The 25,804-nt window shown below is 36.6% G+C and carries 19 protein-coding genes and 1 pseudogene; 1 reads left to right on the top strand and 19 read right to left on the bottom strand.

Going from position 1 to position 25,804, the window contains the following annotated elements; genetic code table 11:
* Nucleotides 1-2: 2 nt before the first annotated feature.
* From lacC to AB1284_RS07640, 9 genes are all read right to left on the bottom strand, one after another.
* On the bottom strand, nucleotides 3-938 hold the full coding sequence (lacC, locus tag AB1284_RS07680; RefSeq protein WP_429750396.1) for a tagatose-6-phosphate kinase: 936 nt from the start codon (nucleotides 936-938) through the stop codon (nucleotides 3-5).
* The gene (locus AB1284_RS07675) at nucleotides 935-1,357 is read right to left on the bottom strand and encodes an ROK family protein (RefSeq protein ID WP_429761870.1); all 423 of its coding nucleotides are present in this window, start codon (nucleotides 1,355-1,357) and stop codon (nucleotides 935-937) included. Before AB1284_RS07675 ends, lacC begins: the two co-directional genes overlap by 4 nt.
* Before the next feature lie 405 nt (nucleotides 1,358-1,762).
* On the bottom strand, nucleotides 1,763-2,185 hold the full coding sequence (agaF, locus tag AB1284_RS07670) for a PTS galactosamine/N-acetylgalactosamine transporter subunit IIA (RefSeq protein ID WP_429750399.1): 423 nt from the start codon (nucleotides 2,183-2,185) through the stop codon (nucleotides 1,763-1,765).
* A 28-nt stretch (nucleotides 2,186-2,213) separates the two neighbouring features.
* Complete coding sequence (locus tag AB1284_RS07665) at nucleotides 2,214-3,080, bottom strand: PTS system mannose/fructose/sorbose family transporter subunit IID (protein WP_429750401.1); 867 nt, start codon at nucleotides 3,078-3,080, stop codon at nucleotides 2,214-2,216.
* Nucleotides 3,070-3,843 carry a PTS N-acetylgalactosamine transporter subunit IIC gene (gene agaW, locus AB1284_RS07660; RefSeq protein WP_429750403.1) on the bottom strand — a complete coding sequence of 258 codons (774 nt, stop codon included), beginning with the start codon at nucleotides 3,841-3,843 and terminating at the stop codon, nucleotides 3,070-3,072. Before agaW ends, AB1284_RS07665 begins: the two co-directional genes overlap by 11 nt.
* Nucleotides 3,844-3,859: 16 nt before the next feature.
* Nucleotides 3,860-4,333, bottom strand: coding sequence for a PTS N-acetylgalactosamine transporter subunit IIB (agaV, locus tag AB1284_RS07655; protein WP_429750408.1), 474 nt, complete (start codon nucleotides 4,331-4,333; stop codon nucleotides 3,860-3,862).
* A gap of 209 nt (nucleotides 4,334-4,542) precedes the next feature.
* Complete coding sequence (gene nagA, locus AB1284_RS07650; protein WP_429750410.1) at nucleotides 4,543-5,736, bottom strand: N-acetylglucosamine-6-phosphate deacetylase; 1,194 nt, start codon at nucleotides 5,734-5,736, stop codon at nucleotides 4,543-4,545.
* Nucleotides 5,723-6,889, bottom strand: coding sequence for an SIS domain-containing protein (locus tag AB1284_RS07645; protein ID WP_429750412.1), 1,167 nt, complete (start codon nucleotides 6,887-6,889; stop codon nucleotides 5,723-5,725). Before AB1284_RS07645 ends, nagA begins: the two co-directional genes overlap by 14 nt.
* Nucleotides 6,890-7,666: 777 nt before the next feature.
* Nucleotides 7,667-12,103, bottom strand: coding sequence for a discoidin domain-containing protein (locus tag AB1284_RS07640; RefSeq protein ID WP_429750414.1), 4,437 nt, complete (start codon nucleotides 12,101-12,103; stop codon nucleotides 7,667-7,669).
* A 751-nt stretch (nucleotides 12,104-12,854) separates the two neighbouring features.
* Between AB1284_RS07640 and AB1284_RS07635 the strand changes: the two are divergent.
* Nucleotides 12,855-12,989: pseudogene (locus AB1284_RS07635) on the top strand (ATP-binding protein); the annotation flags it as partial.
* 328 nt (nucleotides 12,990-13,317) lie between these two features.
* Here the strand turns inward: AB1284_RS07635 and AB1284_RS07630 are convergent.
* The 10 genes from AB1284_RS07630 to AB1284_RS07585 form a co-directional block, all read right to left on the bottom strand.
* The gene (locus AB1284_RS07630; protein ID WP_429750416.1) at nucleotides 13,318-14,790 is read right to left on the bottom strand and encodes a protein adenylyltransferase SelO; all 1,473 of its coding nucleotides are present in this window, start codon (nucleotides 14,788-14,790) and stop codon (nucleotides 13,318-13,320) included.
* A 320-nt stretch (nucleotides 14,791-15,110) separates the two neighbouring features.
* Complete coding sequence (locus AB1284_RS07625) at nucleotides 15,111-16,211, bottom strand: HBL/NHE enterotoxin family protein (protein WP_429750418.1); 1,101 nt, start codon at nucleotides 16,209-16,211, stop codon at nucleotides 15,111-15,113.
* 270 nt (nucleotides 16,212-16,481) lie between these two features.
* Entirely contained in the window at nucleotides 16,482-17,684 is a 1,203-nt protein-coding gene (locus AB1284_RS07620) for an HBL/NHE enterotoxin family protein (protein ID WP_429750420.1), read from the bottom strand.
* Between the two features lie 54 nt (nucleotides 17,685-17,738).
* Nucleotides 17,739-18,899, bottom strand: a complete 1,161-nt coding sequence (locus AB1284_RS07615) for an HBL/NHE enterotoxin family protein (RefSeq protein WP_429750422.1) — start codon at nucleotides 18,897-18,899, stop codon at nucleotides 17,739-17,741.
* Nucleotides 18,900-19,680: 781 nt separating this feature from the next.
* Nucleotides 19,681-20,076: a cytidine deaminase gene (locus tag AB1284_RS07610; protein WP_429750424.1), complete on the bottom strand. Its 396-nt coding sequence runs from the start codon at nucleotides 20,074-20,076 to the stop codon at nucleotides 19,681-19,683.
* A gap of 39 nt (nucleotides 20,077-20,115) precedes the next feature.
* Nucleotides 20,116-21,417, bottom strand: coding sequence for a pyrimidine-nucleoside phosphorylase (locus tag AB1284_RS07605; protein ID WP_429750426.1), 1,302 nt, complete (start codon nucleotides 21,415-21,417; stop codon nucleotides 20,116-20,118).
* A gap of 54 nt (nucleotides 21,418-21,471) precedes the next feature.
* Entirely contained in the window at nucleotides 21,472-22,653 is a 1,182-nt protein-coding gene (locus tag AB1284_RS07600) for a NupC/NupG family nucleoside CNT transporter (RefSeq protein WP_429750428.1), read from the bottom strand.
* A gap of 112 nt (nucleotides 22,654-22,765) precedes the next feature.
* Nucleotides 22,766-23,437 (bottom strand): deoxyribose-phosphate aldolase, encoded by a 672-nt coding sequence (gene deoC / locus AB1284_RS07595; RefSeq protein WP_429750430.1) that lies wholly within the window; start codon nucleotides 23,435-23,437, stop codon nucleotides 22,766-22,768.
* A gap of 318 nt (nucleotides 23,438-23,755) precedes the next feature.
* The gene (locus AB1284_RS07590) at nucleotides 23,756-24,703 is read right to left on the bottom strand and encodes a sugar-binding transcriptional regulator (protein ID WP_429750432.1); all 948 of its coding nucleotides are present in this window, start codon (nucleotides 24,701-24,703) and stop codon (nucleotides 23,756-23,758) included.
* A gap of 286 nt (nucleotides 24,704-24,989) precedes the next feature.
* A complete protein-coding gene (locus AB1284_RS07585; protein WP_429750434.1) occupies nucleotides 24,990-25,709 on the bottom strand; it encodes a 3-ketoacyl-ACP reductase in 720 nt (239 codons plus the stop codon).
* Nucleotides 25,710-25,804 lie beyond the last annotated feature (95 nt).

Here is a 25,804-nt window from a genome sequence, read left to right as displayed (position 1 = left end):
TATTAATCTATTTTAATGACCTCTACCATTTCAAAAAATTGATCGAACTTCTCCGGATCAATATAACCTGTTCCCTCTTCCATCGTATTGAGCATTCCCGTCGTCATCGCAGTTTTCAGGATGTCCGAAACGGATTGCTTTCGTTTCAGGGCAACCGCTAATCCCGCAACGGTCGCATCACCCGAGCCAACAGGGTTCACGACCTCGATAGCAGGAATGGTAACCTGGTAATAATCTCCACCATACTTAAAAAAAGCACCTGCCGCTCCCATCGAAACGACAATCCATTCAATCCCATGAAATAACTTATTAGTTAACAGTTGCTTCAAGCTGCTTATACTCTCCTCCACTTCCATGCCAAGAAGCTGGGACAGTTCTGAGATATTCGGCTTGATCGCAAAGGGTTTTACATTATGGTTCAAAACCTGTCGGAGCGGCTCCCCTGATGTATCAACAATCACGGGAATTCCCTTCTCCCGGCCAATTTCGACCATCTGACGGTAAAATCCAGACTCAAGCCCTTTTGGCAAACTACCTGAAATAGTAACAAGAGAAACTTCAGACAGCAGTTCCCGATATTTTTCTAAAAAGGCTGCTCCTTCTTCCGCGGATAAAATTGGCCCGGATTCGAGGATTTCTGTCTGCTTGCCATCATGGAGGATTGCGATACAGTTTCTTGATTCTTGATTGATTTTATAAAAGTGATTCCTGATATCACTTTTCGTTAATTCTTGAATAATGTAATCGCCAATAGTCCCGCCAATTACACCTGTGGCCAAAACGTCTTCGCCCATCTGCTTGACAACCCGGGCGACATTTAAGCCTTTTCCGCCGGCGGTTTTACGAACATTTCCCACACGATTTACATCATCTAGCTTAAAATCTCGAATTGGATAGGAAATATCAACGGATGGATTCATGGTGATAGCTAAAATCATTGCACTCCCTCTTTCCCTATCAAGTTTTCAGCCTGAAACCGGCAAACTCCATCAAGATACGTGGCAGTTAATTCGAGCTTCGGTGTTAAGACGATAAAATCGGCATCATAACCGCTCACAATTATACCGCTTTCCCCATCCACGGGTGCTGTACTTGCCATATAGAAGGCTTCCTCAGGGGTCGCAATTCCTTTCTCACGATCCACCTTGCCCGCTACACCGACACCAATGTCTTCCATGTCCGCTAGCGAATAAGTAGAATCTTCAAGAACTTGTTCTAGCGCCACTGCCACTTTAACAAACATCTTTTCTCTGTCAAAAGGATCGCTTTTTACCTCCGCACGCTTGAGCAATTCCCCTGTTTCCGAAATGATGCCTTCTGCAATCTTTGTCCCGCCAATATCAATGCCTATTGCCATTTTCATGTTTCTACACCTCTATTTATTCTAGTGTACCTGCTCATCTGTTTTAAAAAATTGATGTAATCAGGAAGACTAGCTTTTCTTCCAAAAAACCAATTGTAACATCGGGTTGTTGGTACAAGTTAAAGTGAAAGAAAAACTCGTAAAAACTAGATTATGAGAATAATAATTAGATTGTTTTAAGTAATTCTATTATATTACGGTAACTCGTAGGCTTAACCCACCAATATTAAAACATTTAATGCAGCCGAATCCGTCCGCATTAAATGTTTTAATTTTCAAGGAAAAAAGATCGACAACCTAGCCACCCTTACAATATTCAATTGTAGTTCCGTTCCATCATATTCCTTATCGGGGCCCGGGAGTCACAATTATTAGACTTATAAATTGTTATCGCTTTCATTACATGCTAGACTCTTTGAGTCTTGGACGCTCCGACTTTTGAAAACCTTTAATCGCTTCTTTACCAGTATTGATTGCTAAATCTCTTAATCCATCGATTTGAAGTCCGTCCTTTAGTAAAGCAGTTTCGATTACCATCGCAAGATTTGTTCCGCCAACCACAGCAGAATCTTCTCTCCCATTCGTAAGCGAAACGGCCGTTTTAAACGGAGAACCGCCAACTAAATCACATAAGACTAAGATAGATTCACATTCTTGTAATCTTGAAAAAGCCTCAAGCAGCTTTTTCTCAAGGTCGCATGTTGAATCGCATTCAAGAAAATCCACGTATTCCACATTGGGTTGATCTCCAGCGATTAGTTTTACCGAAGATTGAAGACCCGTCGCAAACGATCCATGACCGCTAATAATCAAACCATTCATTTTAAAAATCCTCCTAACATGCTAAATATTATAAAATGGTTCCAAAAGGAAATGGAATTTTACCAATAATACCGATGATAACGGTAATGATAATTAGCTTAACTGGAGAAAATCCCTTTTTTAATAGATAGTACATCAATAAAGTGTATGCTAAAGGCAATAAGTTTGGCATGAGTTTATCAAGTAAATCCTTTTGCAGGGCAATTTTTGCCTTACCAGCATGGATCACTAGACTTGATTCTAACTTTACGAATGAAGCAATCAATGCGCCAACAACTGTTAACCCTACAATAGATGCTGCATGTGCTACTTTTTTAGTATTTTCCTTTAAAGAACTGATAGCATTTGTTCCGGCACTATAACCGTAATGCATTAATCCAAATCTAAGAGCAAAATGAACTGCGTTAAAGATTAATAGGAAGATCACTGCCCCCATAGGGTTTCCATCTTGCCCAAGTGAAGCACCTATACCAACACAAATGGGAAGGAGGGTCAGCCAGAAAAGTGCATCACCAATTCCTCCAAGCGGTCCCATCATGGCTACCCGAATGGCTCTAATCGTGTTTCGGTTTTGTTTCTTTTCCTCCAGAGCAAGGACAATCCCCATAATAATGTTTACAAGGAATGGATGCGTGTTGAAGAATTCCATATGACTTTTCATCGATTCACTTAAATCATGCTTATTTTTGTGAATCTTTTTCAAACCTGGCAAAATCGAATATAACCATCCTGCTGCCTGCATTCTTTCATAGTTAAATGACGCTTGAAGTAAAAGGGATCGCCATACCATCTTATTTAAATCTTTTTTGGTCAAGACCTGTTTTGTTGCACTGTCTTGATAATAATCCGGACTGCTCGTATGATCCACTGTCGTTACTACTTGTTTAGATTCCACGTTTTGCAACCCCCTTTACTGATCCATCACCAGAATTTGCTTTGAAGTAATCGTATAGCGCGATGGCAATCCCAATTAAAGCAACAGCAATGACTGGCATGTTCATATATGTGACTAAAATAAATCCGACGATTAAAAAGGCAACATATTGTTTTTTCAACATAATTTTTAATAGCATCGCAAAACCAATTGCGGCCATCATTCCCCCGGCAACACCAAGGCCACTAATAAGCCATTTTGGTAAAGCCTCTACGACCCCTTTAGCAGCGTCTGCGCCAAAATAAATTGGTAAAAAAGCAATAACAAAATAGAATACAAATAATGTAAGAATCCCTAAATAATTAATCCGTTCAATTCCCTTTGTATTAGCTTCTTGTGCATATTGGTCAGCTTTATGCATAACCGGAGAAAAAGCAGTAAACATGAGGGTGATACATGCCTGAACTGCAACGGCAAACGGAACAGCAATACCGATTGCCACTTTTGGCTCTTGTCCTGTCAGAATCGCAAACGACGTTCCGATTATTCCCCCAATAACAACGTTTGGCGGCTGTGCCCCAGCGAGCGGCACCATACCGGCCCACACTAACTCAATGGCAGCACCTGTCATAACCCCTGTTTTTAAATCCCCAAAAATCAAGCCAATAATAACACCCGTTACAATTGGCCGGTGAATGTGGAACAACCCGTTAAATAGGTCTATTCCTGCAATGCCAGCCCATATGGCAACTAATAAGGCTTGAAGCAGCATGTGATTATCCATTCATTCTCACTTCTTTCTATAAGTATTTATAAATATCATCTAGTCTTTCATCCGGAACACGACGTACCTCAAGTTTCACTCCCAAGTCACGCAGCTTCCTAAAGGCTTCTTTATCATCTTCATCAACGGAAACAGTGGAGAATAATTGTGTTTTCCCTTGAGAAAAATGCATATTTCCAATATTTACTTTGTCAATTGGCACGCCGCCCTCTACAAGTCGCAACACATCTTGTGGTGTTTTTACAACTAAAAAGATATGCTGTTCATCTGCTGCATTGTGAATCACATCAATGGTTGTCTGGATTGAGAAAAAGCGAATTCCGATTGACCCCGGAACAACCATTTCCATTAAATCCTGTTGTACCTCATCTTCAGACACTTCATCATTTGCGACGACAATTAAATTAGCTCCTAAATGATTAACCCATGTAACCCCTACTTGACCATGGACCAATCGGTTGTCGATTCTTGTTAGCAAAATATTCGGCATGATATTACCCCCTATAAATATGATGAATATATTTTAACTCCTTTAACAACCCGGTTTACCATACCAGATGGTGATGGGTTATCTAGAGCTATTCCCAAATAAATCGAATGGAATAATGCAAAAGGCAGACCATAAAGCAAATAGTTCAAGGAAAGGAAAATACGATATAATCAGGTAGACACGTCATTACCAGTTAGAGTGTACCTAGGTTAATTTTCTAGGCGAACACGGTAACGACAAGCACCATCAAGGTACGTCGCCATTAATTCCAGTTCAGGATTCAACACAATAAAGTCAGCAGCGTAACCCTTAGCGATTTTCCCGCATTCCTCATCCATCCCAATACTTTTAGCAGGTGTGGTACTCGCCATATAGATTGCTTCCTCCGGGGTGGCAATCCCCCAATCAACGACATTTTTGACTGCATCTTTCAGCTGTAAAATACTGCCTGCTAAACTACCGCCCTCGATATGGGCCGCACCAGCTTTCACCTCTACAGCATATTCGCCGAGCTGATAGGTTCCTTCCGGCATTCCCCCAGCCATCATACAATCGGTGATCAAAACGGTTTGATCTCTGCCGCGTGCATTCATTAAAATATTGGCGGCAGCAGGATGAACATGTTGTCCGTCACAAATGATTTCCGCAAAAACATCTTTTAGATTCATAGCAGCGCCGGCCATCCCTGGCTCACGATGGTGCAGCGGGCTCATTCCATTGAACGTATGAACAAAAATCGAAGCCCCTCTCTCAACCGCTTGCTTTGCTTCTTCATAAGTTGCATCACTGTGAGCTAACGCCACAGCTATCTCTTCACCGACAGCATATTCAATAAATTCCGCTGCACCTTTTCTTTCAGGTGCAATCGCAATTTTTTTAATAGAATCATTGGATAATCTCTGCCAAACTTTTAACTTTTCAACGGATGGGTCACAAAAATATTTCGTATTTTGTGCCCCTTTATGCTTTTCGGTAAAAAACGGCCCTTCTAAAAAGATGCCTTTAATTTTGGCTCCCCTGACTTTCGTATAAGTGGCACCGATCATTTCAACGACGTGATTCAACGCTTCTGTTGAAGCTGTTAAGGTTGTCGGCAAAAACGAGGTAACTCCGCAGGAAAGAAGTCCTTCAGATATCTCATTCAATCCTTGAAAATCATTGTCCATAATGTCGTGATTTCGAAATCCATGAATATGTGTATCTACTAAACCAGGAGCAATCCAATACCCTGTGTAATCAATGATTTCTACCATTTTATCAGGCCGTTTTTTAGAAAAAATACCAAATTTCCCATCTTTTATTTCCAAAAAACCAGGACCTACGACCTTCCCCTCAAGAAAAAACTGATCGGCAAAGATAAACATCGACTTGCTGCTCTCTCTCCCCGAATTACTGGTATTCATAGATGGTTACCCCTTTAACGACACGGTTCACTATTCCTGTCGGCGACGGGGTATCCGGTGTATTGCCAACCTTTATCGAAGCCAGCAATGAAACCGTCTGACCAACCATGAGATAAGGTAAGGCTAGATAAGCATCTGGTATAGATTGGGCCTCCCTGCCGAAACTAAATATGTTCCCATCATAATTGGTTTCGCCATCAACCTCGATGGCACATATATAGCTGGCAATGTTGTCCTGCTGCATTTCTTTTAACATATCTAAATCGTATTGACGTGTATAAGGCTGGTTGGAAACAAACACAAAAACCACGGACTTTTCATTCACAAATGATTTAGGACCATGCCGGAAGCCTAACGATGAATCAAAGGCAGTGACTATTTTTCCAGCTGTCAGTTCTAATATTTTTAATTGTGCTTCTCTCGTTAAACTTTCTAAACTGCCAGAGCCTAAGTAAATGATGCGGTCAAAATCACGATCGATGATCGCTTGAATGACGTCTTCTCTTTGAATGACACTTTCACCCATTTGCCGAATCGTTTTTACAATGGCCGTTTTTTCTTCTAGGGGCATAGGATCAAAAACGAGCAAAGTCGATAGTGCCATGCACGTATAACTTCCTGTCATCGCAAATCCTTGATCATTCGATTTTTCAGGCATCAAAAGCAATAAATTATTTTCATCCCCTGCCGCCTGCTTGGCCAATTGACCATCCTTATTACAAGTAATTGTTAGATGATACAAATCGGTCACAATTTGCTCCGTTAATTCGACGGCAGCAACACTTTCTGGGCTGTTACCGCTTCTTGCAAACGAAACGAGTAAGGTTGGAAAATCCGCTTTTAGGAATTGATAAGGATTGGATACCAAGGTTGTTGTCGGAATACTCAGCAATTCCCACTGTTTTTCATCCACTTGTTCTTTTAGGTATGGAGTCACGGTATCACCGACATAGGCAGATGTTCCGGCACCGGTAAAAATAACGCGAACTCGATCATGTTTCATTGATATTTTTAGTAAAAACTTTTCAATCTCACTGCTTCTATCCGTATACAATGCAAAGGTTTCAGCCCATAGATCAGGCTGCTGTTTTATTTCTGCGGTTGTGATTTGTGCACCTAATGGTACTAATTTTTCTTCACTGAACGTAAACATATCCGACCACTCCTCTTTAAATTCTTTCGAATACTCGCAATCCTGCACCAACAACACCATTATTATTCAAGTGTAACTGCTCATCTGTTGAAAAAGTTGATGCAATTGGGAAGACGAGCTTTCTTCAAAAAATCCACTCCATGCCCTTTATAACATCGGGTTGATGGTATAAGTTAAACAGAAGAAAAACTCATAGAAATTAGACTATGAGAATAATCTAAATATTGTAAGTAATTACATTATACCATATCAAAACGTAGGGTCAACCCAACAAGTTAAAAAAATTTAATTTTCAGATAAACGAGTTCGACAACCTGTTGCGGTTCCCCTTTGTTCCACATAGACCAGTACTTGATTGTGGTTTTTCCTGAAGAAGAACTGCTGCTGCAAGCTGTAAGTAATAAAACAGCGACCAACAGGAGTGAAATAATTACACTGCTGATCTTTTTCCCACTTATTCTCCTCTAATTTTTGTAAAATACAAATTATTCTTATAATTGAAATATACAATACACAGGTTGATGGGTCAACAGCACATTAAAAAAGAAAAGCTTTGTCCTTTGCTATATTTACAAAGCCTGCCCCGGCCGCAGAAACTTTTGTTGAACTTGAGTTACTGCCAATTGGGAGTATAACGCTCACTACAATGGCAGTAGACAAGAACATCGACAGCACCTTTTTCATATATATTATTTTCCCTCCAATCATAATAAAGGTTGTGTGTTAGGGTTAACGGGTTAACCCTAACATCACTAAGGTAATAAGAGACTTTTATTTTTATTTAGCTACATAGGCATGATTTTTCGCAAAAACTTCTACCTCTGCAACAGACAGCATAAGCGGTCCACTGTGCGATTCCTCAAAGTTAAGCGCTAGTTTTGTAAATTGGGTTCCAGTCGGTATCCCAGCTTCAGCAAGGTCAAAAGTGACCGACTTATCGTCAAATAGAACAGTTTTGGCGCCTAAGTCATATTCCTTTCCAGCTTCGGTATACGCCTTGGCACTTAGTTTTTTAATTTTTCCATTCGTATATTGCGGGCGATTATACACGATGAATTTCGTCATTTCTTGCGGTTTGTTAAAGTTGATATCAACGGGTAACGGTAATGAAATTCCATCTTTTTCAGTGAGGTTCCATTTCAATTCCGCCAATGAATTTTCACTTATCTCACCGTCAATCAGCTTGGCAAAAGCTGCTGCGCCGCCCTGCATCTTTTCCCCTTCACCCGTAACCGTCATATCCTTATTCGATAACTGTAGTTCCTTAGGCTCTTGTGGCTTTTCCACCTCTCCCGGTTCCTGGCCTGGATTTAAAACCTCTCCTATTTTATCAATGGTGTCAAAGGCTGTGTTTATCAGTAATGATCTAGTGATCGGGATATCGAATTGAAGATCTTTTTTAGCCTTTAACTTAATCGTGGCTAATGTCTGCGTACCTTCTAATGTATTTTGTGTTCCCCTGTTAGAAAATGCAGCCATAATTCGTTGTTCAGAATTTCCAATACCCGCAAGCGCGGAGTAATTTAACATATTAGCTGTTTCATTGGCAGGCGAAACAATATTTCTACCACAAGTCCCGTCAGGTTTACACTCTTTTACTAATTCATATTTGTTCGGGTCCAGCTTTAGTTCCAGATTAAACGCATTGATATCCTTTAATCCTGCTCCTATTATGTCTACTGAAAATTCCTCTCCTGCTTTTAACTGCTGCTTACTTGGCCTAATGTCCAATAGTCCTGCAACCGGTCTGCCTGTTGCAGGAAGAGGTTTTTCACCTAATTGTGATGCTACATACATTAAATCGTAGGCATCAATCACACCATTAAAATTAATATCAACCCTTGATACCTGTCCCCAAGCTGTATCCGTTTGATCAACACCCATATAACTTGCAAAGAAGAGCAGGTCATCTTCATCAATGACTCCGTTCGGTATATTCTCACCTACAACCGTTCCTTCTGTTTTATCCTTTTTGTATGGCCTAAACTCCTGTGCACTCCCATATCCGCCTACAGAATTTGTAATGGTTAACTTAATATACCTTGCAGTAACATTTTGCTTAAAATCTATGACTTTTGTTTCATTATTTCTCTCAAATGTTCCATCCGTGATGATATTTTTATAAGTTTTGCCATCTAGGCTTACATCTAAATTATATTTTAATATTGTCCCATTCCCTGCATCTGGTCTTGGAACATACTCGAGCTTATCTAATTCATAGGCTAACTTCATATCAATCTCAAATGTATGTGGCAGTTTATTGCCCGCATCCCCCCATGCAGTATGCCACAATGTATCATCTTTTCCATCGACTGCTAAAGATGCTTCTTGTCCCGGCTGTTCACTATCTGCTTTTGCAGTCATACCCTTAGGGACATTTCTATATCGATCAAGCTTCGTTCTTATTTTGATCTCATCACTCCAGCCAGATGACCCTTTGGTATTCGTTGCTCTTATTCGATAAGAATGTTCTGTATCAGATGTTAAACCTGTATGAAGATAGAATGGTGCTTGCTCACTATCACTTGACTTAAACACATTTGTATGAACAATACCATCAATCATTAAATCATAGGTTATATTCGAACCATCAACCTTATTCCAATTTAATTTAATATCTCGATCGGTAATGTTGGCCTCATCAGCATTAAGCCCCGATGGAATTGTTGGTACTTCTTTATCTACTACATCCTTCTTTTGAGTATTATCGAAGCCATCTACTGTAAAAGTTATTTTATTTTTCGTGATATCTGTTTTCCCTACCTTAATATAAAGCTTTGGTGATGTAATAATGTCAGTCTTTTCAAAAGGTGAGCCTTTTGTAGAATATTTGTTCAGGTTTGGATGTTCATTATAGAAGTACACATTTTCTGAGTTTTTATATTCCTCTTCATTCGTAACTTTCCTTAATTTAACATCTTTATTTCCAATCTCAACCGTTATATCCCTTGGGTTTACACGTGTATTGACAATTACTTCTGTGCCCCTGTCTTTAACCATCCCTTTATAGCCTTTTCCTTTTGCAGCATCAACGGTTATAACAGCTTTTTCCTTACTTACCTTTGAAGTGACCTTCGTTGTTGTATTTTTCTTTTCCTTATACTCAACAGTTTTACCATCATCTTCATATAGAGTAAACTCTGATTTTCCTGATGGATAAACATCAAATATTCTATTTTCAGAACCATTTAATTCATTAATAGAATTATTTTTTGGTGCCATTGGAATAATTGCACCAGCCTTAACAAATACGGGAGTCTTCCATAGTGGGGCGCTAAAGTTATGAAGAACCGAACCTCCCTTATATTGCTCACCTGTAAAATAATCGATCCAAATTTGATCTTTATCTGGAAGATAAATATCATTCCTTACTTCAGCTGCATTAGAGTTTCCATCATATATTGGTGCCACTAATAGATTTGGCCCCCACATATATTGATATTGTGTTTGCGTCCCGTACGTATATGGATCATTCGGATATTCTAACATCATCCCTCGAATCATTGGCATAGATTTTGATGTGGATTCCTCAGCAATCGTGTAGATATAAGGCAACATCTGTGATTTTAGATTTAAATACATCCTATTAATCGAAGCATAAGGTTCACCATAATTCCAAGGATTTTTAGACTTACTATAATCTTTACCTCCGGATGCCCAGCCATCCATGTCGATTTGGATAGGAGTGAACGCTTTCCATTGGAAATCACGTGTCTGTACTTTTGCATCTCCGCCAAATATACCATCCATATCTGAGCCGACGTTTGGATTTCCTGATAAGCCTGAGCCAATGTAAGTAGGGATATGCATTCTTATATACTCCCAATTACCACCATATTGGTCGCCTGACCATAATGAAGCATAACGTTGAGTACCAGCCCACCCATCTAGCGAAAGAACAAATGGTCGTGCACCGCCTGAATTATCTTCTTTTTGAATTCCTTCTGCTGCTTGGCGTGTGGCATTTAAGGCCATGGAATATCCTTGTCCAACCCAAGCTACATCCGTCTTTATTGCTCTTACACCTGCTTTAACTTCCCCGTCAAGGTCTCTTCGTAAAGGACTATCAGCGGGTAGATTAGGATCTGGATAGAGATTGCTTTGTGTCCATAAGCCTACCTCTACTTTTTGATCATTTGTTTTATCAACAAACTGCTTCAAATTATCCAGTCCGCCATATCCGCATCCATATCCATCATTTGGTAAAAACCATCCTAGAGGCATATCATTATCTACATATTGATTTACAGTATTTAACCCAGTAGTCAGAAGTGTTCGTTGGTCCTTATGACCATTATGAGTTCCATTAAAACAGTCTGCATGCCCTAAATAGAAACTGTATTTTGGCATAAGGGCCGGTTTCCCAGTTAATTCTGTATAATCGTTAATGACTTTTGGAATTGAATCATCTACAAAATAATAAGCATCAAATCTGTCTTCATTGTGAGTAAAGGTAGCCGTTTTTGTAAAATCATAAACACCTGGCTTAAAAGTATTTCGCATGACTCCGTAGCCTTCTGTGCTTATATAGAAAGGGACTGGACTTGATGCAGCTCCTGCATCCCAACCTCCCCCGATTGCAATTTTTATGGAATTATTCTTATGGGCATAAAACCCATTCTGTTGACCTCCACCATAAAAATATTCACTTTCTTTTGTATCGAGGGTTTGAACAGTACTTCCGCTCGAATGTTTTAGCGGTTCACTTTCACTCCAAAGAACCTTTGCTCTTTTTTTATCGTACAGGCTCATCTTTGAAGTAGCTTTATCTACTCTTAACTCTAAAGCATTAGTAGATATTTTATAGACATTGTTATCTCTTTCATCGACCTTAATGTCAATTTCTCCATATTCCTTTTTGTAATCGCTAACATTTTTGTCGATAATTTTCGTCTCATGCTCAGGTTGATTTGGAGTTGGATATTCTTCAAAAACACCCTTTGGGTCCAAATTCAATCGAAAAACATTATTTTTTAGAAAGTTAATTTTTATTTTTTCTCCTTTTTCTAAGTCAAAGTATACGTTATTTCCTTCTTTCGTAATCTTAGTAATTTTACCTATAGTTTTATAGGTTTGATTATCAGATACATTATTCATAGAGTACTCCTTTTTAATTGCAGCAGCAGCAGATGCTGTTGGAAGCATAGAAAACAACATACCCACTGATAAGCACAAGCTTACCAGTTTTTTAGACCTAGCTCGACATCTTGGCATATTCTACCTCCGAATATAATAATGGTTTACCAAAAATGAATTCCAATAGTCTTTAACTCTTCTTATGGATAATTGGCGTATCAACTCCTAGTGGATCCAATCGCAAGAAAAGAAAGACAGTCCCCTTAAAAACTTAAAAGCTTGCAATTTGTCCTGTTCATGGATAACGATCTTTTTTTGACTTACAAAAAATCATTTATAACACCACCCCTTCCATGTTTTTTATATATTTATACTTCTAAATATATAATCATAATTAAGTGAGACCTTTATAAAGTCTTAGTTTGAGGTTATATATGATGAAAAATGAAATTTGGTATACTAGCAGATCACGTAAAATCTATATTGATAGGAAATTTGCGAGTAAGAAATGATCGTCGATTAATGTTAGAGGAATGTGTTGTCATTATCAATTTAGCCCTTCGTTGCCTCTTTATTTGTAATGCCCTTGCTGCCTACTGGGATGTATTTTCTGTTTTATTTCTAATATAAGATCCATCCTCTCCTCTCTTTCATTCTTAATTTATCGAATTTTCTAACGATTATAATATATAACAAATCGGGTTGATGGGTCAACCCTTTAATATAAAAATCCTGATAGGGGTAGCGTCACATCGCCATCAAGTTAAGAAATTGAGTATTCTCCAAAATGAAAAAATGAATTGAATTGTTATAAATAATTGTGGGAAGATAAAATTTTCGTTTTGGGGGTAATTCAAAATTTTATCTTGATGGGCATGTGATGTGACCCCTATTTTGGGATAATCGCTTAACTTCTGCATTGGTGGATCGTTTGGTTCACCATGCTCACATCATTGCATTTACAGGAGAAAGTTATCGCTTAAGAAATGCCCTTTCTTTTGCGACTTCAGAAATTGATATGTAAAAAAGAGAACTGCAAGCCTCTGCATTTTCCGCTGCAATTCTCTGTACTTTCTGCTTGCAAAAAACATATTTAGAATCAAAAAAGGGATACAAGCCTCAAATTTATCAGATATAAATATATAATGTTACACATTATATAAAAGGAAAAGAAGAGGATAGATACGAGCAGAGACACTGTCTGTTCTATCCTTTTTTGTACCACAAGAAAGGACAAACTAAAATAATGCTACCTCAAATAAAGAAGTAGCATTATCTTATGCAAACCTTAAATCATAATAAAACGTCAACATGATTGTAGAAAAACGAAAAGAACCATTCCTTCTTCTATATCATGTACCGCAAAAAGTTCGGTAAGGACATGATGATGGCGCAGGTAGTGTCGCGTACTCATCTTGTTCAGGGGAGTGCGCGTAAGGGTTTGAAAGGACATGAAGAAGACGCTCCATCACGCTGTAATCTCCATGTTTCACAGCAGCTTCTAGAGCTTCTTCTACCCTGTGATTCCGAGGGATTATCGCAGGATTGTTTTTCCGCATCAATAGATGTGAAGAATCTTTTGATTCTTCCTGTCTACCTAGTCTTTCCTGCCACTGCTCATGCCACTGGTGAAATTCTGGAGTTTTAAACAAGTCCATATCCTCCAGCTTATTAAAAGTTAACGCACGGAAGGTATTCGTATAGTCTGCACGATTCTTCTCCATGATAGTAAGGAGGTCTTCAATAAGGGATTTATCCTGCACTTCTTCGTTAAATATCCCCAATTTAGCTCTCATTCCCGCGAGCCAGTTAGTATGATATAACTCGTTATAATTCAAAATTGCATCCTGAGCCATTTCCATAGATTTTGCATAATCACTATGCAACAGTGGTAATAAAGTTTCAGCAAACCTTGCAAGATTCCATCCACCAATATATGGCTGATTGCCATAAGCATAGCGACCTTGAATATCAATGGAACTGAATACTGTTTCTGGATCATAAGTATCCATGAAGGCGCAAGGACCATAATCAATGGTCTCTCCACTAATGGTCATATTGTCAGTGTTCATTACCCCGTGAATAAAACCAACAAGTTGCCATTTTGCAATCAACGAAGCTTGACGCTTAATTACTTCCTCAAGTAGGAAAAGATAGCGATTTTCAGCAGTATCACCGTCTGAATAATGTCGCTGTAATGTATAATCAGCCAGAGCTCGAAGCTCTTCAACTGTGCCCCATTTAGAAACGTACTGAAAGGTGCCAACGCGCAAATGACTTGCAGCCAAACGAGTAAGAATTGCACCAGGCTGCTCGGTTTCACGAATAATTGATTCACCAGTTGTTACCACCGCTAGGCTGCGAGTAGTAGGAATATCAAGCGCATGCATTGCTTCGCTGATAATATATTCTCGTAGCATCGGTCCAAGTGCTGCTCGACCATCTCCCCGACGAGAGTATGGTGTTCTACCAGAACCTTTCAGATGAATATCAACTCTCCCACCTAAGGGAGTGATTTGCTCGCCAAGTAACAGAGCTCGGCCATCCCCTAACCGGTTAAAATGTCCGAATTGATGCCCCGCGTAAGCTTGAGCAAGAGGAAAAGCGCCTTCGGGAATCCGATTTCCTGCAAGCTCAGCTACCCCATCGTCACTTTCCAGTTCCTGAATGTTCAATCCTAGAGATGTTGCCAACGAATCATTGAGAATAATCAATTTCGGTGAGCGAACAGGAGTTGGATTGATGCTGGTGAAAAATATTTTCGGTAGACGGGCATAACTGTTATCAAAGTTCCATCCTGTTTCTATTCTTTCTTTTTTCGTCATCTTATCACCGTCTCTTATCTTTTTTATATTAGACAAAGTTTAAATGGAATGATAATTATGTATTTCTACATCTGTACAAAAGAATCCCTTTTAATTTCTACTTCCACCAATTTATTATACCCTTTCTACCGAAATAAGGAGAAAGCAAATCATGTTTTATTCTACATAAATGTACCTTATATCTAAAAAATTAAAATAAATTTATGTATTTATAAACTGTTTTATATAGAAGTAAATCCCAATACAAAAAAAACATACAACCCTACCAGCAAAACAAGGTTATATGTTTCTTATATATTATTTATATGTATTTACAAGCATTACAGTCCTTTTTGTACAATCTTAGCACCTTCATATAATTTATCCGCATAATTTTTAAGATCCTGCCAGCTATCTTTCGCTGTCTTAAGATCTTCTTTTACAAACGAAAGCTGATCTGGACTAATTGATTCAACATTTTTTAGTAAAGAATCATATTTTGATCCTATTGTATGCCACTGATTCGATATATTTTGAAGAGCAGTAATAGCTGTATCAATTGTTTCAGTCATATGTTCAGTTTTATTTTTGGCATCTGTCAAAATAACTAATTCTGCCTCTGCTCCAGAAATTCTGGACTTTAATTGTTCTATTTCTTGTTGTGCAGATGCGATATTCTTGTCAGCAGTGACAATCAATGGTATACCAACCCAAGGCATAAATACAGCTAAAGCTATATATCCACCACGCCTGTCATAGTTTTGTTTAATTGTATTATTACAATTGTTGATTTGTTGTTGTAGAAGCGGAATACCGGCGTTCGTACTTTCTAAAACAGACTTCAATTGATTGGAATCTTCTTTAAAACTTCTTGTATCCTCAGCCATTTTATTTCGGAATGTTTTTAACTTTTCTAGCAGTCCATCTACTTCTTGACTATTTTTCAAAATACTATTATATAATTTCTCCAATTCATTTTTAAATTTCCCTGTATCTTTTTGATCTAAAGCAGTTAGCAATTGATTATAACTCGCTTGAAACGTATCATTATAACTCACGCTATTCTGATTCGTTTTCATAATATGAGGCTTTAGATCATCTAACCAATATGTTGCATTCGTTTGCGCATCCTTTTGATGCTTAATCATGTTTGCTTGTAAATTACTATTTATAGAACTTATTTTACTTAAATCTGTCTGCTGTTGATTACGGATTGTTTGAGCATATGAATCCATTGTAAGGATACTTGCCCCCATTTTCTCCATTACTTCTTTAAATTCATCAGGACCAAGAGAATAGTTCTTATTACTTTCTTGCTGTTGGGACACACTATTTTGTACAGTTTGTTCTGCCGCAAAAGTATGAAGTGGCACTACATTACTCGCTGCTATTCCGGTAATGAGCGTTGATAAAATGATTTTCTTATACAATTTCTTATTCATCTTTTTTCACCTATTCTTTCAAATGCATCACATATTTTATTAAATTCATAAGTTTCTATTCTTTACTTCAAATACATTACGTTCATTGTAAATAAAACAACATTTTAAATAGGAGTTTTCATACTGTCTTATTCTATAATCTTTATCAAGTTTCATAACTATATAGGAAATCTCCTGCTCAAACTTGAACAGGAGATTCTCATTATAGGCCCTTTATAAGAAGAAAATCAGTCTATTCTTTCCATCTTGTTGACAATTATCGGAGCTATATTACATTTTGTCCTCTACTACCTTAATTTCACTGCCTTGAAAATCTTCAGCATACTTTTTAACATCGCTCCAGCTATCTTTAGCTGTCTTAAGGTCTTCTTTTACAAAAGCAAGATCTTCTGGAGTAACATTATTAACATCTCTAAGTAGATTCTTATATTTCGCTCCCATCGTCTCCCATTTATTTGAAATATTTTGCAGTGCATTAATAGCTAGATCAACTGTTTCTGTTAAACTTTCAGTTTGCTTTTTAAGGTTTGTTAATCCGACGACTTGTGCTTTTGCACTTGAAATTTCTCCTGTTAACTTTTGAATCTCTCCCTGTGCTCTATCAATTTCTTGCTTTGCTAAAACAACTCCTGTTATACCCGCTGCTAGTCCACCTACACCGACTATAATAAGTGTAGTACCAACTCCAGCTGCTGCACCGGTAGCAACTAAAGCTGCACCACCTATAATAGCAATTGGGCCTAAGGCTGTTGCAACAGATGCGCTAATAAGAATTGCGTTATTTTTATTAATGCTCTCTAGGTTTGTTGAGATTTGTTTTTCTAGAAGAGGGACTCCTGAATCTTGGCTCGCTAAAATAGACGTAATTTCGTTGGCATCTGTTTTAAAGCCTTGCGTATCGGATGTTAATTTAGTGCGAAAATCTTTCAAATCTTTCACTAACTTGTCCACTTCTGCTTTATTCGCTGAAATACTATTACTTAATCTTGTAAGTCCATTTGCTAATGTCGCTTTGTCTTTATTATCTACAGCCGCTACTAAACTATCATAATAATTTTGAAACTTCGCATTATAATTGATAATATTTTGGTTCGTACCAATCAGTTGCGGTTTCAGATCATCTAACCAGTGGTTTGCATTTCCTCTAGCAACACCTTGATGTTGTATAATCCTTGATTTTAAATCATCTTTAACTGCAGTTATATCATTAAAATTAGCATTTGCTTGCTTAAGAATTGTTAAAGCATACAGATCCATTGCTAAAACATTTGATCCTGTTTTTGCTACTGCATCTTTAAGCCCTTCTGGTCCTAATGAATACTCAGCATATTTATCTGCTACATCTTTAGCATAAATAGGAGCTGGTTTTGTTATGTTTTCCGCTGCAGATGCATATGATGGCATGATGCCCCCTGCTGCCATTGCTGCTATTAATGTGGATAAAGCCATTACTTTATAAGGTTTTTTTGTCATTTTCCTCTCTCCTTATATGATTTAAAATTGTTATTTTTCACTCAATAATTAGCCTTAGTTTACTTCTATTTTTGTAGCAAAATCTTCATATTGTTTTATTTGTTTATTCATTTCATCTGTAAACGTTTTAAGTTGAGTTAATTGTGTTTGTAGTGCCTTAGAATCTATATTCGTATCAGTATCCAGACCTGTCTTCATTTGAACCATTGTTTCATTTAATGCTTTCCAATCGTTTACTAAACCATCATAAGCCTTAAGTTGTTTCTTAATTAAGTTTGTAAAGCTACCTACTTGATCGTCAATAAGAGTCATTTGAGTCGTTTGAATTTCATACTGTGATAATTTTTGCAACAATAGGATTAATTGTTGTCGTTTCTGCTTAATCGTATTATTAGCTTGTTGTGTTTCACTATCAGCAGCATCTAAAATACCGTTACCAAGTTCTTGAATAGAAGTAAAATCTATCGTTTTCGTTTCCGCCCCTGTTTTAGCGATATCAACACTCTGCTTTCCAACCTTTATAGAACCATTAAGAATTTCTTTCGATCGATTTAAAATTTTTGTAAATTCATTTTGAATTTCTTCTTGAGTTTGTTTAATTTCTGCTCTAAGTTTTACAACATCTCCGTTTGCGCCATTTAAAGTTTGAACCGCTGTGTTAACTCTCTTAGAAAGGCTATCACTATCTTCAATCAATTGATCTTTATACCCATTTAAGTCTACTGAAGTTCTTTCCATATTCGTCTGAACCGTTTGCACTTGATTTTGCAATCTATTAAAAGCACTTATAAAGTCTGCTTTTGCTTGCGGATCTTCATTCATTTTTCCAGCTAATTCAACTAATCGATCATAATAGTTTGTAAACCTTGTATTAAATCCCTTCATCTCTTGATTTAAATCGAATAGTTTCGGATTATATTCATCCATCCATTCTTTAACATGTTCTCTTGCAATGCGTTGATCAGTTGTTAAACTACTCATAGCATTTACTTTAATGTCTGGCTGTTTTAATATAACTAACCCGTATCCTTGAATTAAAGGAGTTTGTGATCCTAATGTTCTAATCGAATTTGATAGCGTATTCATAATAAATGCATTTTGAATATTTGCTTGTTGTAATTGAGGTTGCTTACTTTCTGCAAAAGCATTTACAGGTACGAAGCAACTTGTAGATACCGCTGTAACTAATAACCCTGCGACTAACGTTTTTTTCATGTTAATTCCTCCTATTAATTAGTATTTCTTGATAAAACAGTTAGACTAAATTTTAAATGTTTATATTTCTAGGAAAACTAGCCCTATAACTGTTTATCCTTATAGAAAGTTTTAATGATGTAAATTTTGAGAATCTGATTATAGATTATAAATATTTGTACATAATGCCCTACTATAAACCTATTCCCTAAGCGGCTACATAAAAGACACGCACGAAGATAAACTTGATTTTGTATCTCATAAAATGTAACTAACGAGCTTATGCCCCTATTAAAACATTATGTTTTTACTAAGTAAATCACAAAATTCCGTTAACCATACATTTATTACCGTATATTCAAATTCTAAGATGGAAAAATAATTATATTAATAAAAAATTAGTAAACCTATTTTTATGTAATATATTAATTTAAATTTGATATTTCTGTGTAAAATATAATTTATATAGGTATTTATTCCTAATAAAATGTTTTTGATATAATAAAATACCATTTTATACACTAATTCCCTATATTTGGATATGTAAAATTACATAAAGAATGAGGGCAAATTACGTTGTAACAAGATCTTATTTTTAACATTTTTTCGCAAAATAACTTTTTATATTATTATTCTAAAAGAAATAAATATATAAACCCAGTAACGTGAGAGTAAGTATAAAAATACACAAAAAGCCCGAATCATGGACTTTTTTAAGTGTTCACAATTCGGGTATAGTTCAATTAGAATAGCTTCTTTATTTTTATTTATCGTTTTCAAATCATACAATACTTACCTTTTGTTAGAATAAATCATCTATCGTAAATGCACCTGGCAGCAATTGTTCAACTGTTACTTCTTTTTCATCGCCTTTTTGATTTGTCAATAATACTGGCATTTGTGGATCACAAAATTCTGCAATTACTTGTCGACAAGCTCCGCATGGTGAAATAGGACCATCCGTATTACCTGTTACTACTAAATAACTGAAATCGCGTTCTCCTTCTGACACTGCTTTAAATATCGCTGTTCTTTCAGCACAATTACATAAACCGTAAGATGCATTTTCTATGTTACAGCCTGTATAGATTTTACCATCTTTCGTAACGAGTGCTGCTCCAACAGGGAATTTCGAATACGGAATATAAGCTTTTGACAACATCTTTGTTGCTTCTTCAATATATTTTTGTTTATCCATATTATTTCCTCCTTAGAGTACATTCAATTCTACTAACCATTAATCAGTAATAATAGTATGAATTAATGTTGGAGCTTCGGCCTTTTCTGATATGGAAATATTTTCATAAATTTTAGCTTTTACATCTTCAACATCTTCACGATTTGCATAGATCGTAACTAACGATTCGCCTTCTTTTACAGCTTCGCCAACTTTTTTGCGTAACATTAAACCAACCGCTAAATCAATTTCATCCTCTTTTGTCGCACGGCCTGCCCCTAGAAGCATCGCAGCAATACCGATTTCGTCTGCAACAATGTGAGACACAACACCTGAAGTTTTAGCTGGTACATCAATTACATATTTCGCTTGTGGTAACTTTTCTGGATGATCTACAATCAAGCTATCACCGCCCTGATTACGTAAGAATTCTTTGAATTTCTCAATCGCTTTTCCATTCTTCATAACTTCTTTCAACATTTCACGTGCTTCTTCTAATGTATTTGCTTTTTTACCAAGTACAACCATTTGACTTCCTAATACAAGCACTAATTCCGTTAAGTCTTCTGGCCCTTCTCCTTTTAGCGTATCAATTGCTTCCTTCACTTCAAGAGCGTTACCAATCGCAAAGCCAAGTGGTTGTGACATATCGGAAATAACAGCCATTGTTTGACGGCCAACATTATTTCCGATTCGTACCATTGCATGTGCTAATTTTTTCGCATCCTCTTCTGTTTTCATAAACGCTCCTGCTCCTGTTTTAACATCAAGAACAATTGCATCAGCTCCAGCTGCAATTTTTTTACTCATAATCGAACTTGCGATTAATGGGATCGAATTCACAGTTCCCGTAACATCACGTAGTGCATATATCTTTTTATCGGCAGGTGTTAAATTACCTGTTTGTCCAATAACTGCAACCTTATCACGATTCACTAAGTCAATAAATTGTTCTTTCGTAATCTCAACATGGAATCCTTCAACTGCTTCTAATTTATCAATCGTACCACCTGTATGCCCTAGACCACGTCCAGACATTTTTGCAACTGGTACATCTAAAGCAGCTACTAATGGTCCTAAAACTAATGTTGTTGTATCACCAACACCGCCAGTTGAATGTTTATCTACTTTAACTCCTTCAATCTCTGATAAATCAATTGTCTCTCCAGAATTCACCATAGCTATTGTTAAATCAGCACGTTCACGATCAGACATGTCTTGGAAAAAGATAGCCATTGCTAGTGCACTTACTTGATAATCAGGTATTGATCCATCTGTATATCCTTTAATAAAGAATTGAATTTCCTCTGTTGTTAGTTCTTTACCGTCACGTTTTTTTGCAATAATATCTACCATTCTCATCTTAATCACCGATCCTTTTTATTTTAATTTGCAAAGGGTAAACTTATTAAACTCTCAATATATTAATCCAACTATTGTTGCGGATAAAAAGCTTACTAAAGTTGCTCCGAAAAGCAGTTTCAAACCAAATCTCGCTACCACATTCCCTTGTTTTTCGTTCAAACTCTTAACAGCACCAGCGATAATTCCGATTGAAGAGAAGTTTGCGAATGAAACAAGGAATACTGAAATGATAGCAGTCGTTCTTCCTGAAAAATTAAAGTTTCCTTGTGCTAAATTTGTCATAGCTACAAACTCATTTGATACAAGTTTCGTCGCCATAATATTACCGGCATTAACAGCTTCATGCCAAGGAACCCCCATAATAAATGCAAATGGTGCAAATACATAACCAAGAATCTCTTGGAATGAGATACCAATTACTCCTTTAAAAATGGCATTAATAAAAGCGATTAAAGCAACAAATCCAATTAGCATAGCAGCTACTGTAATAGCAACTTTAAAGCCATCTACTATATATTCCCCTAATACTTCAAAAAAGGTCTTTTTCTCTTCCTCTTGTACTTCTAAAATATCTTCTTCTTCCGTAACCTCATAAGGATTAATAATAGAAGCAATAATAAATCCGCCAAACAAGTTTAGTACTAAAGCGGTTACAACGTATTGTGGTTTTAATAACACCATATAGGATCCCACTATAGACATAGAAACCGTTGACATCGCAGACGCACATAATGTATATAATCTTCTTTCCGATAGTAAACCTAACTGCTTCTTAACAGAAATAAATACTTCTGATTGCCCTAAAATCGCTGAAGCTACAGCGTTATATGATTCAAGTTTCCCCATTCCATTCACTTTGCTTAAAGCTAAGCCAATATATTTTACAATGAACGGTAATACCTTAATGTGTTGCAAAATACCAATTAAAGCTGATATAAATACAATTGGCATTAATACTCCTAAAAAGAATGAAAATTCTTTTTGATTTAACAAACCACCAAATACAAAATTAACGCCATCAGCAGCGTACTTTAACAATTGTCCAAAACCATCTGCAATTCCAGTTATTAGTACGTTTCCTGCACTTGTATTTAATAGTACAAAACCTAGAATGAACTGTAATATAATCATCGTTATAATAGGACGATATTTAACTTTTCTTCTATTATTACTAGCAAGCCATGCAATGCCTAAAATCATTACAAGTCCTATAATGCCTATTAAGTACTTCATAACATTCTCCCTCCTTTTCGGTATCCGCTTACATTTTTTTGAAATGTAAAAGCAATAGATACACCATGCTCTTTTGCAATTTGTGTATCTATTACTTCCAAATTTTTATGAATTAATAGTTATCTGAAGCGCCTTCTTTGTCATTTAAGACAATTGCAACACTAGCACTTGCACCGATTCTAGAAGCTCCAGCTTCAATCATTTTCTCTGCATCTTCACGTGTACGAACGCCGCCTGATGCCTTCACACCAACGTTTTCTCCAACAGTTTTGCGCATTAATGCGATATCTTCAGCAGTTGCGCCGCCAGTTGAGAATCCAGTTGAAGTTTTTACAAAATCAGCCCCAGCTTTTACAGATAATTCACAAGCTCGAACTTTTTCTTCATCTGTTAATAAACAAGTTTCAATGATAACTTTTACAAGTGCTTTTCCTTTTGCAGCTTGTACAACTTCACGAATATCGTTTTCAACGAATTCATTATCTCCATCTTTTAAAGCACCAACATTGATTACCATGTCTACTTCAGTCGCACCTTTTGCAATTACATCATTTGTTTCAAATACTTTTGTCTCAGTTGTATTTGCACCTAAAGGGAATCCGATTACTGTACAAACATCCACATCATATCCTGCTAATTCTTCAGCAGCTAATTTTACCCATGTAGGATTAATACAAACAGAAGCGAAATTATATTTCTTTGCCTCTTCTAAAACTTTCATAACGTCTGCTTTTGTAGTATCCGGTTTCAAAACTGTATGATCAATTAACTTTGCAATGTTCATTTTCTTCACTCCTCATATCTTTTAACAACTTCATTCTAACTCCACTCTGAACAAATGTAAACATACTTTTGAAATTTTGTTCAATATTTTTTTGAGATAGTGAAATAAGTTTTTAAAATTGACACAAAAAGGGCGCTGCCATATTAACAGCTCCCTCATAAAACACAACATTTATTCATTCATAAAAAAATCTATTTCACAAATTTCTTATGCAAACCATTACTTCATCATGAAGTTTTTATCGAAAAACACATATGTTGCACAACCATATACTAAAAGAAGGTTTCTCAAATTTTTATTTTTGAGAAACCTTCTTTTTCAATCTTTTTGGTAATGTAATAACTCTTTTGCGGTATGCTGATCGATAATCAACACATTCGCATATCCGCCTCTTAACGCACCATCAATTGCTTTTACTTTTCTAGAACCTCCTGCAACAAGAACAGAACGCTTCTTTAATCGTAACTCTTCTAAATCAATACCAATTGTTCGTTGATTAATTTCCTCACTGCATATATTACCGTCTCCATCGAAGAAACGCGAACAAATGTCCCCAACAGCTTGTTCTTTCAATAAGTTCATTTCTTGTTCATTCAAATAACCTAATCGAAATAATAAAGCCTCATCTCTAACAGTTCCAACTGTGAAAATGGCAATATTAGCTTGTTTTCCCATCTCAACAATATGATGAATATGCCTATCCTGCTCTACTAATTCTTTTGTAACTGCATTATCAAATATAACTGGGAGTGGTAAATTTCGTGGTGTTGTTTGAAAAGCATCTGCAAACAAGGCGATTGTTTCACTCGCATATGTATTTACACTTGAATGACTAATACCTCCTTTTAATTGGACAACTTCTACCCCTTTTACATGCTGCGGGACAATTTTTCTAGCGACTTCATACATCGTCGTTCCCCAACTCACACCAACAACATCACCATTTGTAACAGTCTTTTCCATATACTCAGCAGCATACTTACTAATATACTCCGTAATGGCCGTATATTCTGGTACTGGAGAAAATACGACATGCGCCTCTAATAAGTTATATTTTTCTTTAAGTAGGTTTCCCACATTATCTAAATCAGCAAATGGATCAGCTATTTTAATTTGAACAAATCCTTTTTCTTTTGCATATTTTAACAATCTCGAGATCGTCGGCCTTGAGATATTCAATTTATTTGCAATCTCTTGTTGACTATAATCAGATTGGTAATATAACCTTGCAACTTCAACGCTCAATTGTTGTTTTTCTTTATCCATATTCGTTATTTCTATACCCCTTCCAAACTAATTCTCTCTTAATGGAATCATAACATTTCATGTTAGAAAATTCGACTATCTAAATTGGAAATAAACGTATTTCACAAAAACATTTTTTCATAGTTCCCCCATTACGTTTGTCTGTTGATGAAGTGACATGTTGGAATAAGATGAACATTCTAACGTCAAATGACTAAGAAACCATGTACTAAGGTTACGCCTAAAAAAAGATAGCTGTTCTGAAAAAGAACAGCTATCTTTTTTGTTAATTCAATCATCTATTCTCTTACGGATTTGTAGACCATAATCCAGCAGATTTAATGAATGTACGTTTATTTAATTTCAGCTGTGCTACAATAAATTCGGCAATATCTTCAGCTTGCATAACTCTATCTGGATTACCATCTGTCAAACCTAATTCTACTGCCATATCTGTTGCAACTGTACTTGGTGTTAATGCTGTAACACGAATATTATGTTTACGTACTTCCATTGCTAATGATTCAGTTAAACCAAGAACACCAAATTTAGAAGCACTGTACGCGCTTGTTACTGGTGCTCCCTTTTGTCCAGCTGTCGATGAAATATTAATAATATCACCGGACTGCTGTTCAATCATTCCTGGTAACGCAGCACGAGTTACATAATAGACGCCCATTAAGTTCACTTGAATGATTTTTTCCCATTCTGCAACTTCTAGTTCTAGGAAATTGCCAAATTTAGAAATTCCGGCATTGTTAATTAAAATGTCAATAGAACCTAAACCATTTTTCAATGTTTCAATTGCTTCACTTACTTCTTCGTATGAAGATACATCAGCAGTAGCAATTACAGCTTTCACACCTTCTGCCTCAACCTCTTTTGCAACAGCCTTTAAATTTTCTTCTGAACGTGCTAAAAGTCCTACATTCACGCCTTCTTTTGCTAAAGCAATTGCGACAGCACGGCCAATCCCTCTTCCGGCTCCTGTAATTAATGCATTTTTCCCTTGTATTAATTCTGCCAAATCTAACACTCCTTATTCATTCTAATTTGCTAATTTTTTCATATCATGAATTTTATCTATATATTATTTAAAATACAATACTGCACTTTAATGTG

Origin of the sequence: Bacillus sp. S2(2024), assembly GCF_050474045.1 — a bacterium.
GTDB classification, from domain to species: domain Bacteria; phylum Bacillota; class Bacilli; order Bacillales; family Bacillaceae_G; genus Bacillus_A; species Bacillus_A yunxiaonensis.
Note: the sequence above shows the minus strand (reverse complement) of the source record. Positions and strands in the feature narration are given on the sequence as shown.

Bases quoted from the DNA above. Each gene is read 5' to 3' on its own strand.
- lacC (WP_429750396.1), bottom strand. From the start codon at position 938: ATGATTTTAGCTATCACCATGAATCCATCCGTTGATATTTCCTATCCA.
- AB1284_RS07675 (WP_429761870.1), bottom strand. From the start codon at position 1,357: ATGGCAATAGGCATTGATATTGGCGGGACAAAGATTGCAGAAGGCATC.
- agaF (WP_429750399.1), bottom strand. From the start codon at position 2,185: ATGAATGGTTTGATTATTAGCGGTCATGGATCGTTTGCGACGGGTCTT.
- agaW (WP_429750403.1), bottom strand. From the start codon at position 3,843: ATGGATAATCACATGCTGCTTCAAGCCTTATTAGTTGCCATATGGGCT.
- agaV (WP_429750408.1), bottom strand. From the start codon at position 4,333: ATGCCGAATATTTTGCTAACAAGAATCGACAACCGATTGGTCCATGGT.
- nagA (WP_429750410.1), bottom strand. From the start codon at position 5,736: ATGAATACCAGTAATTCGGGGAGAGAGAGCAGCAAGTCGATGTTTATC.
- AB1284_RS07645 (WP_429750412.1), bottom strand. From the start codon at position 6,889: ATGTTTACGTTCAGTGAAGAAAAATTAGTACCATTAGGTGCACAAATC.
- AB1284_RS07640 (WP_429750414.1), bottom strand. From the start codon at position 12,103: ATGCCAAGATGTCGAGCTAGGTCTAAAAAACTGGTAAGCTTGTGCTTA.
- AB1284_RS07630 (WP_429750416.1), bottom strand. From the start codon at position 14,790: ATGACGAAAAAAGAAAGAATAGAAACAGGATGGAACTTTGATAACAGT.
- AB1284_RS07625 (WP_429750418.1), bottom strand. From the start codon at position 16,211: ATGAATAAGAAATTGTATAAGAAAATCATTTTATCAACGCTCATTACC.
- AB1284_RS07620 (WP_429750420.1), bottom strand. From the start codon at position 17,684: ATGACAAAAAAACCTTATAAAGTAATGGCTTTATCCACATTAATAGCA.
- AB1284_RS07615 (WP_429750422.1), bottom strand. From the start codon at position 18,899: ATGAAAAAAACGTTAGTCGCAGGGTTATTAGTTACAGCGGTATCTACA.
- AB1284_RS07610 (WP_429750424.1), bottom strand. From the start codon at position 20,076: ATGGATAAACAAAAATATATTGAAGAAGCAACAAAGATGTTGTCAAAA.
- AB1284_RS07605 (WP_429750426.1), bottom strand. From the start codon at position 21,417: ATGAGAATGGTAGATATTATTGCAAAAAAACGTGACGGTAAAGAACTA.
- AB1284_RS07600 (WP_429750428.1), bottom strand. From the start codon at position 22,653: ATGAAGTACTTAATAGGCATTATAGGACTTGTAATGATTTTAGGCATT.
- deoC (WP_429750430.1), bottom strand. From the start codon at position 23,437: ATGAACATTGCAAAGTTAATTGATCATACAGTTTTGAAACCGGATACT.
- AB1284_RS07590 (WP_429750432.1), bottom strand. From the start codon at position 24,703: ATGGATAAAGAAAAACAACAATTGAGCGTTGAAGTTGCAAGGTTATAT.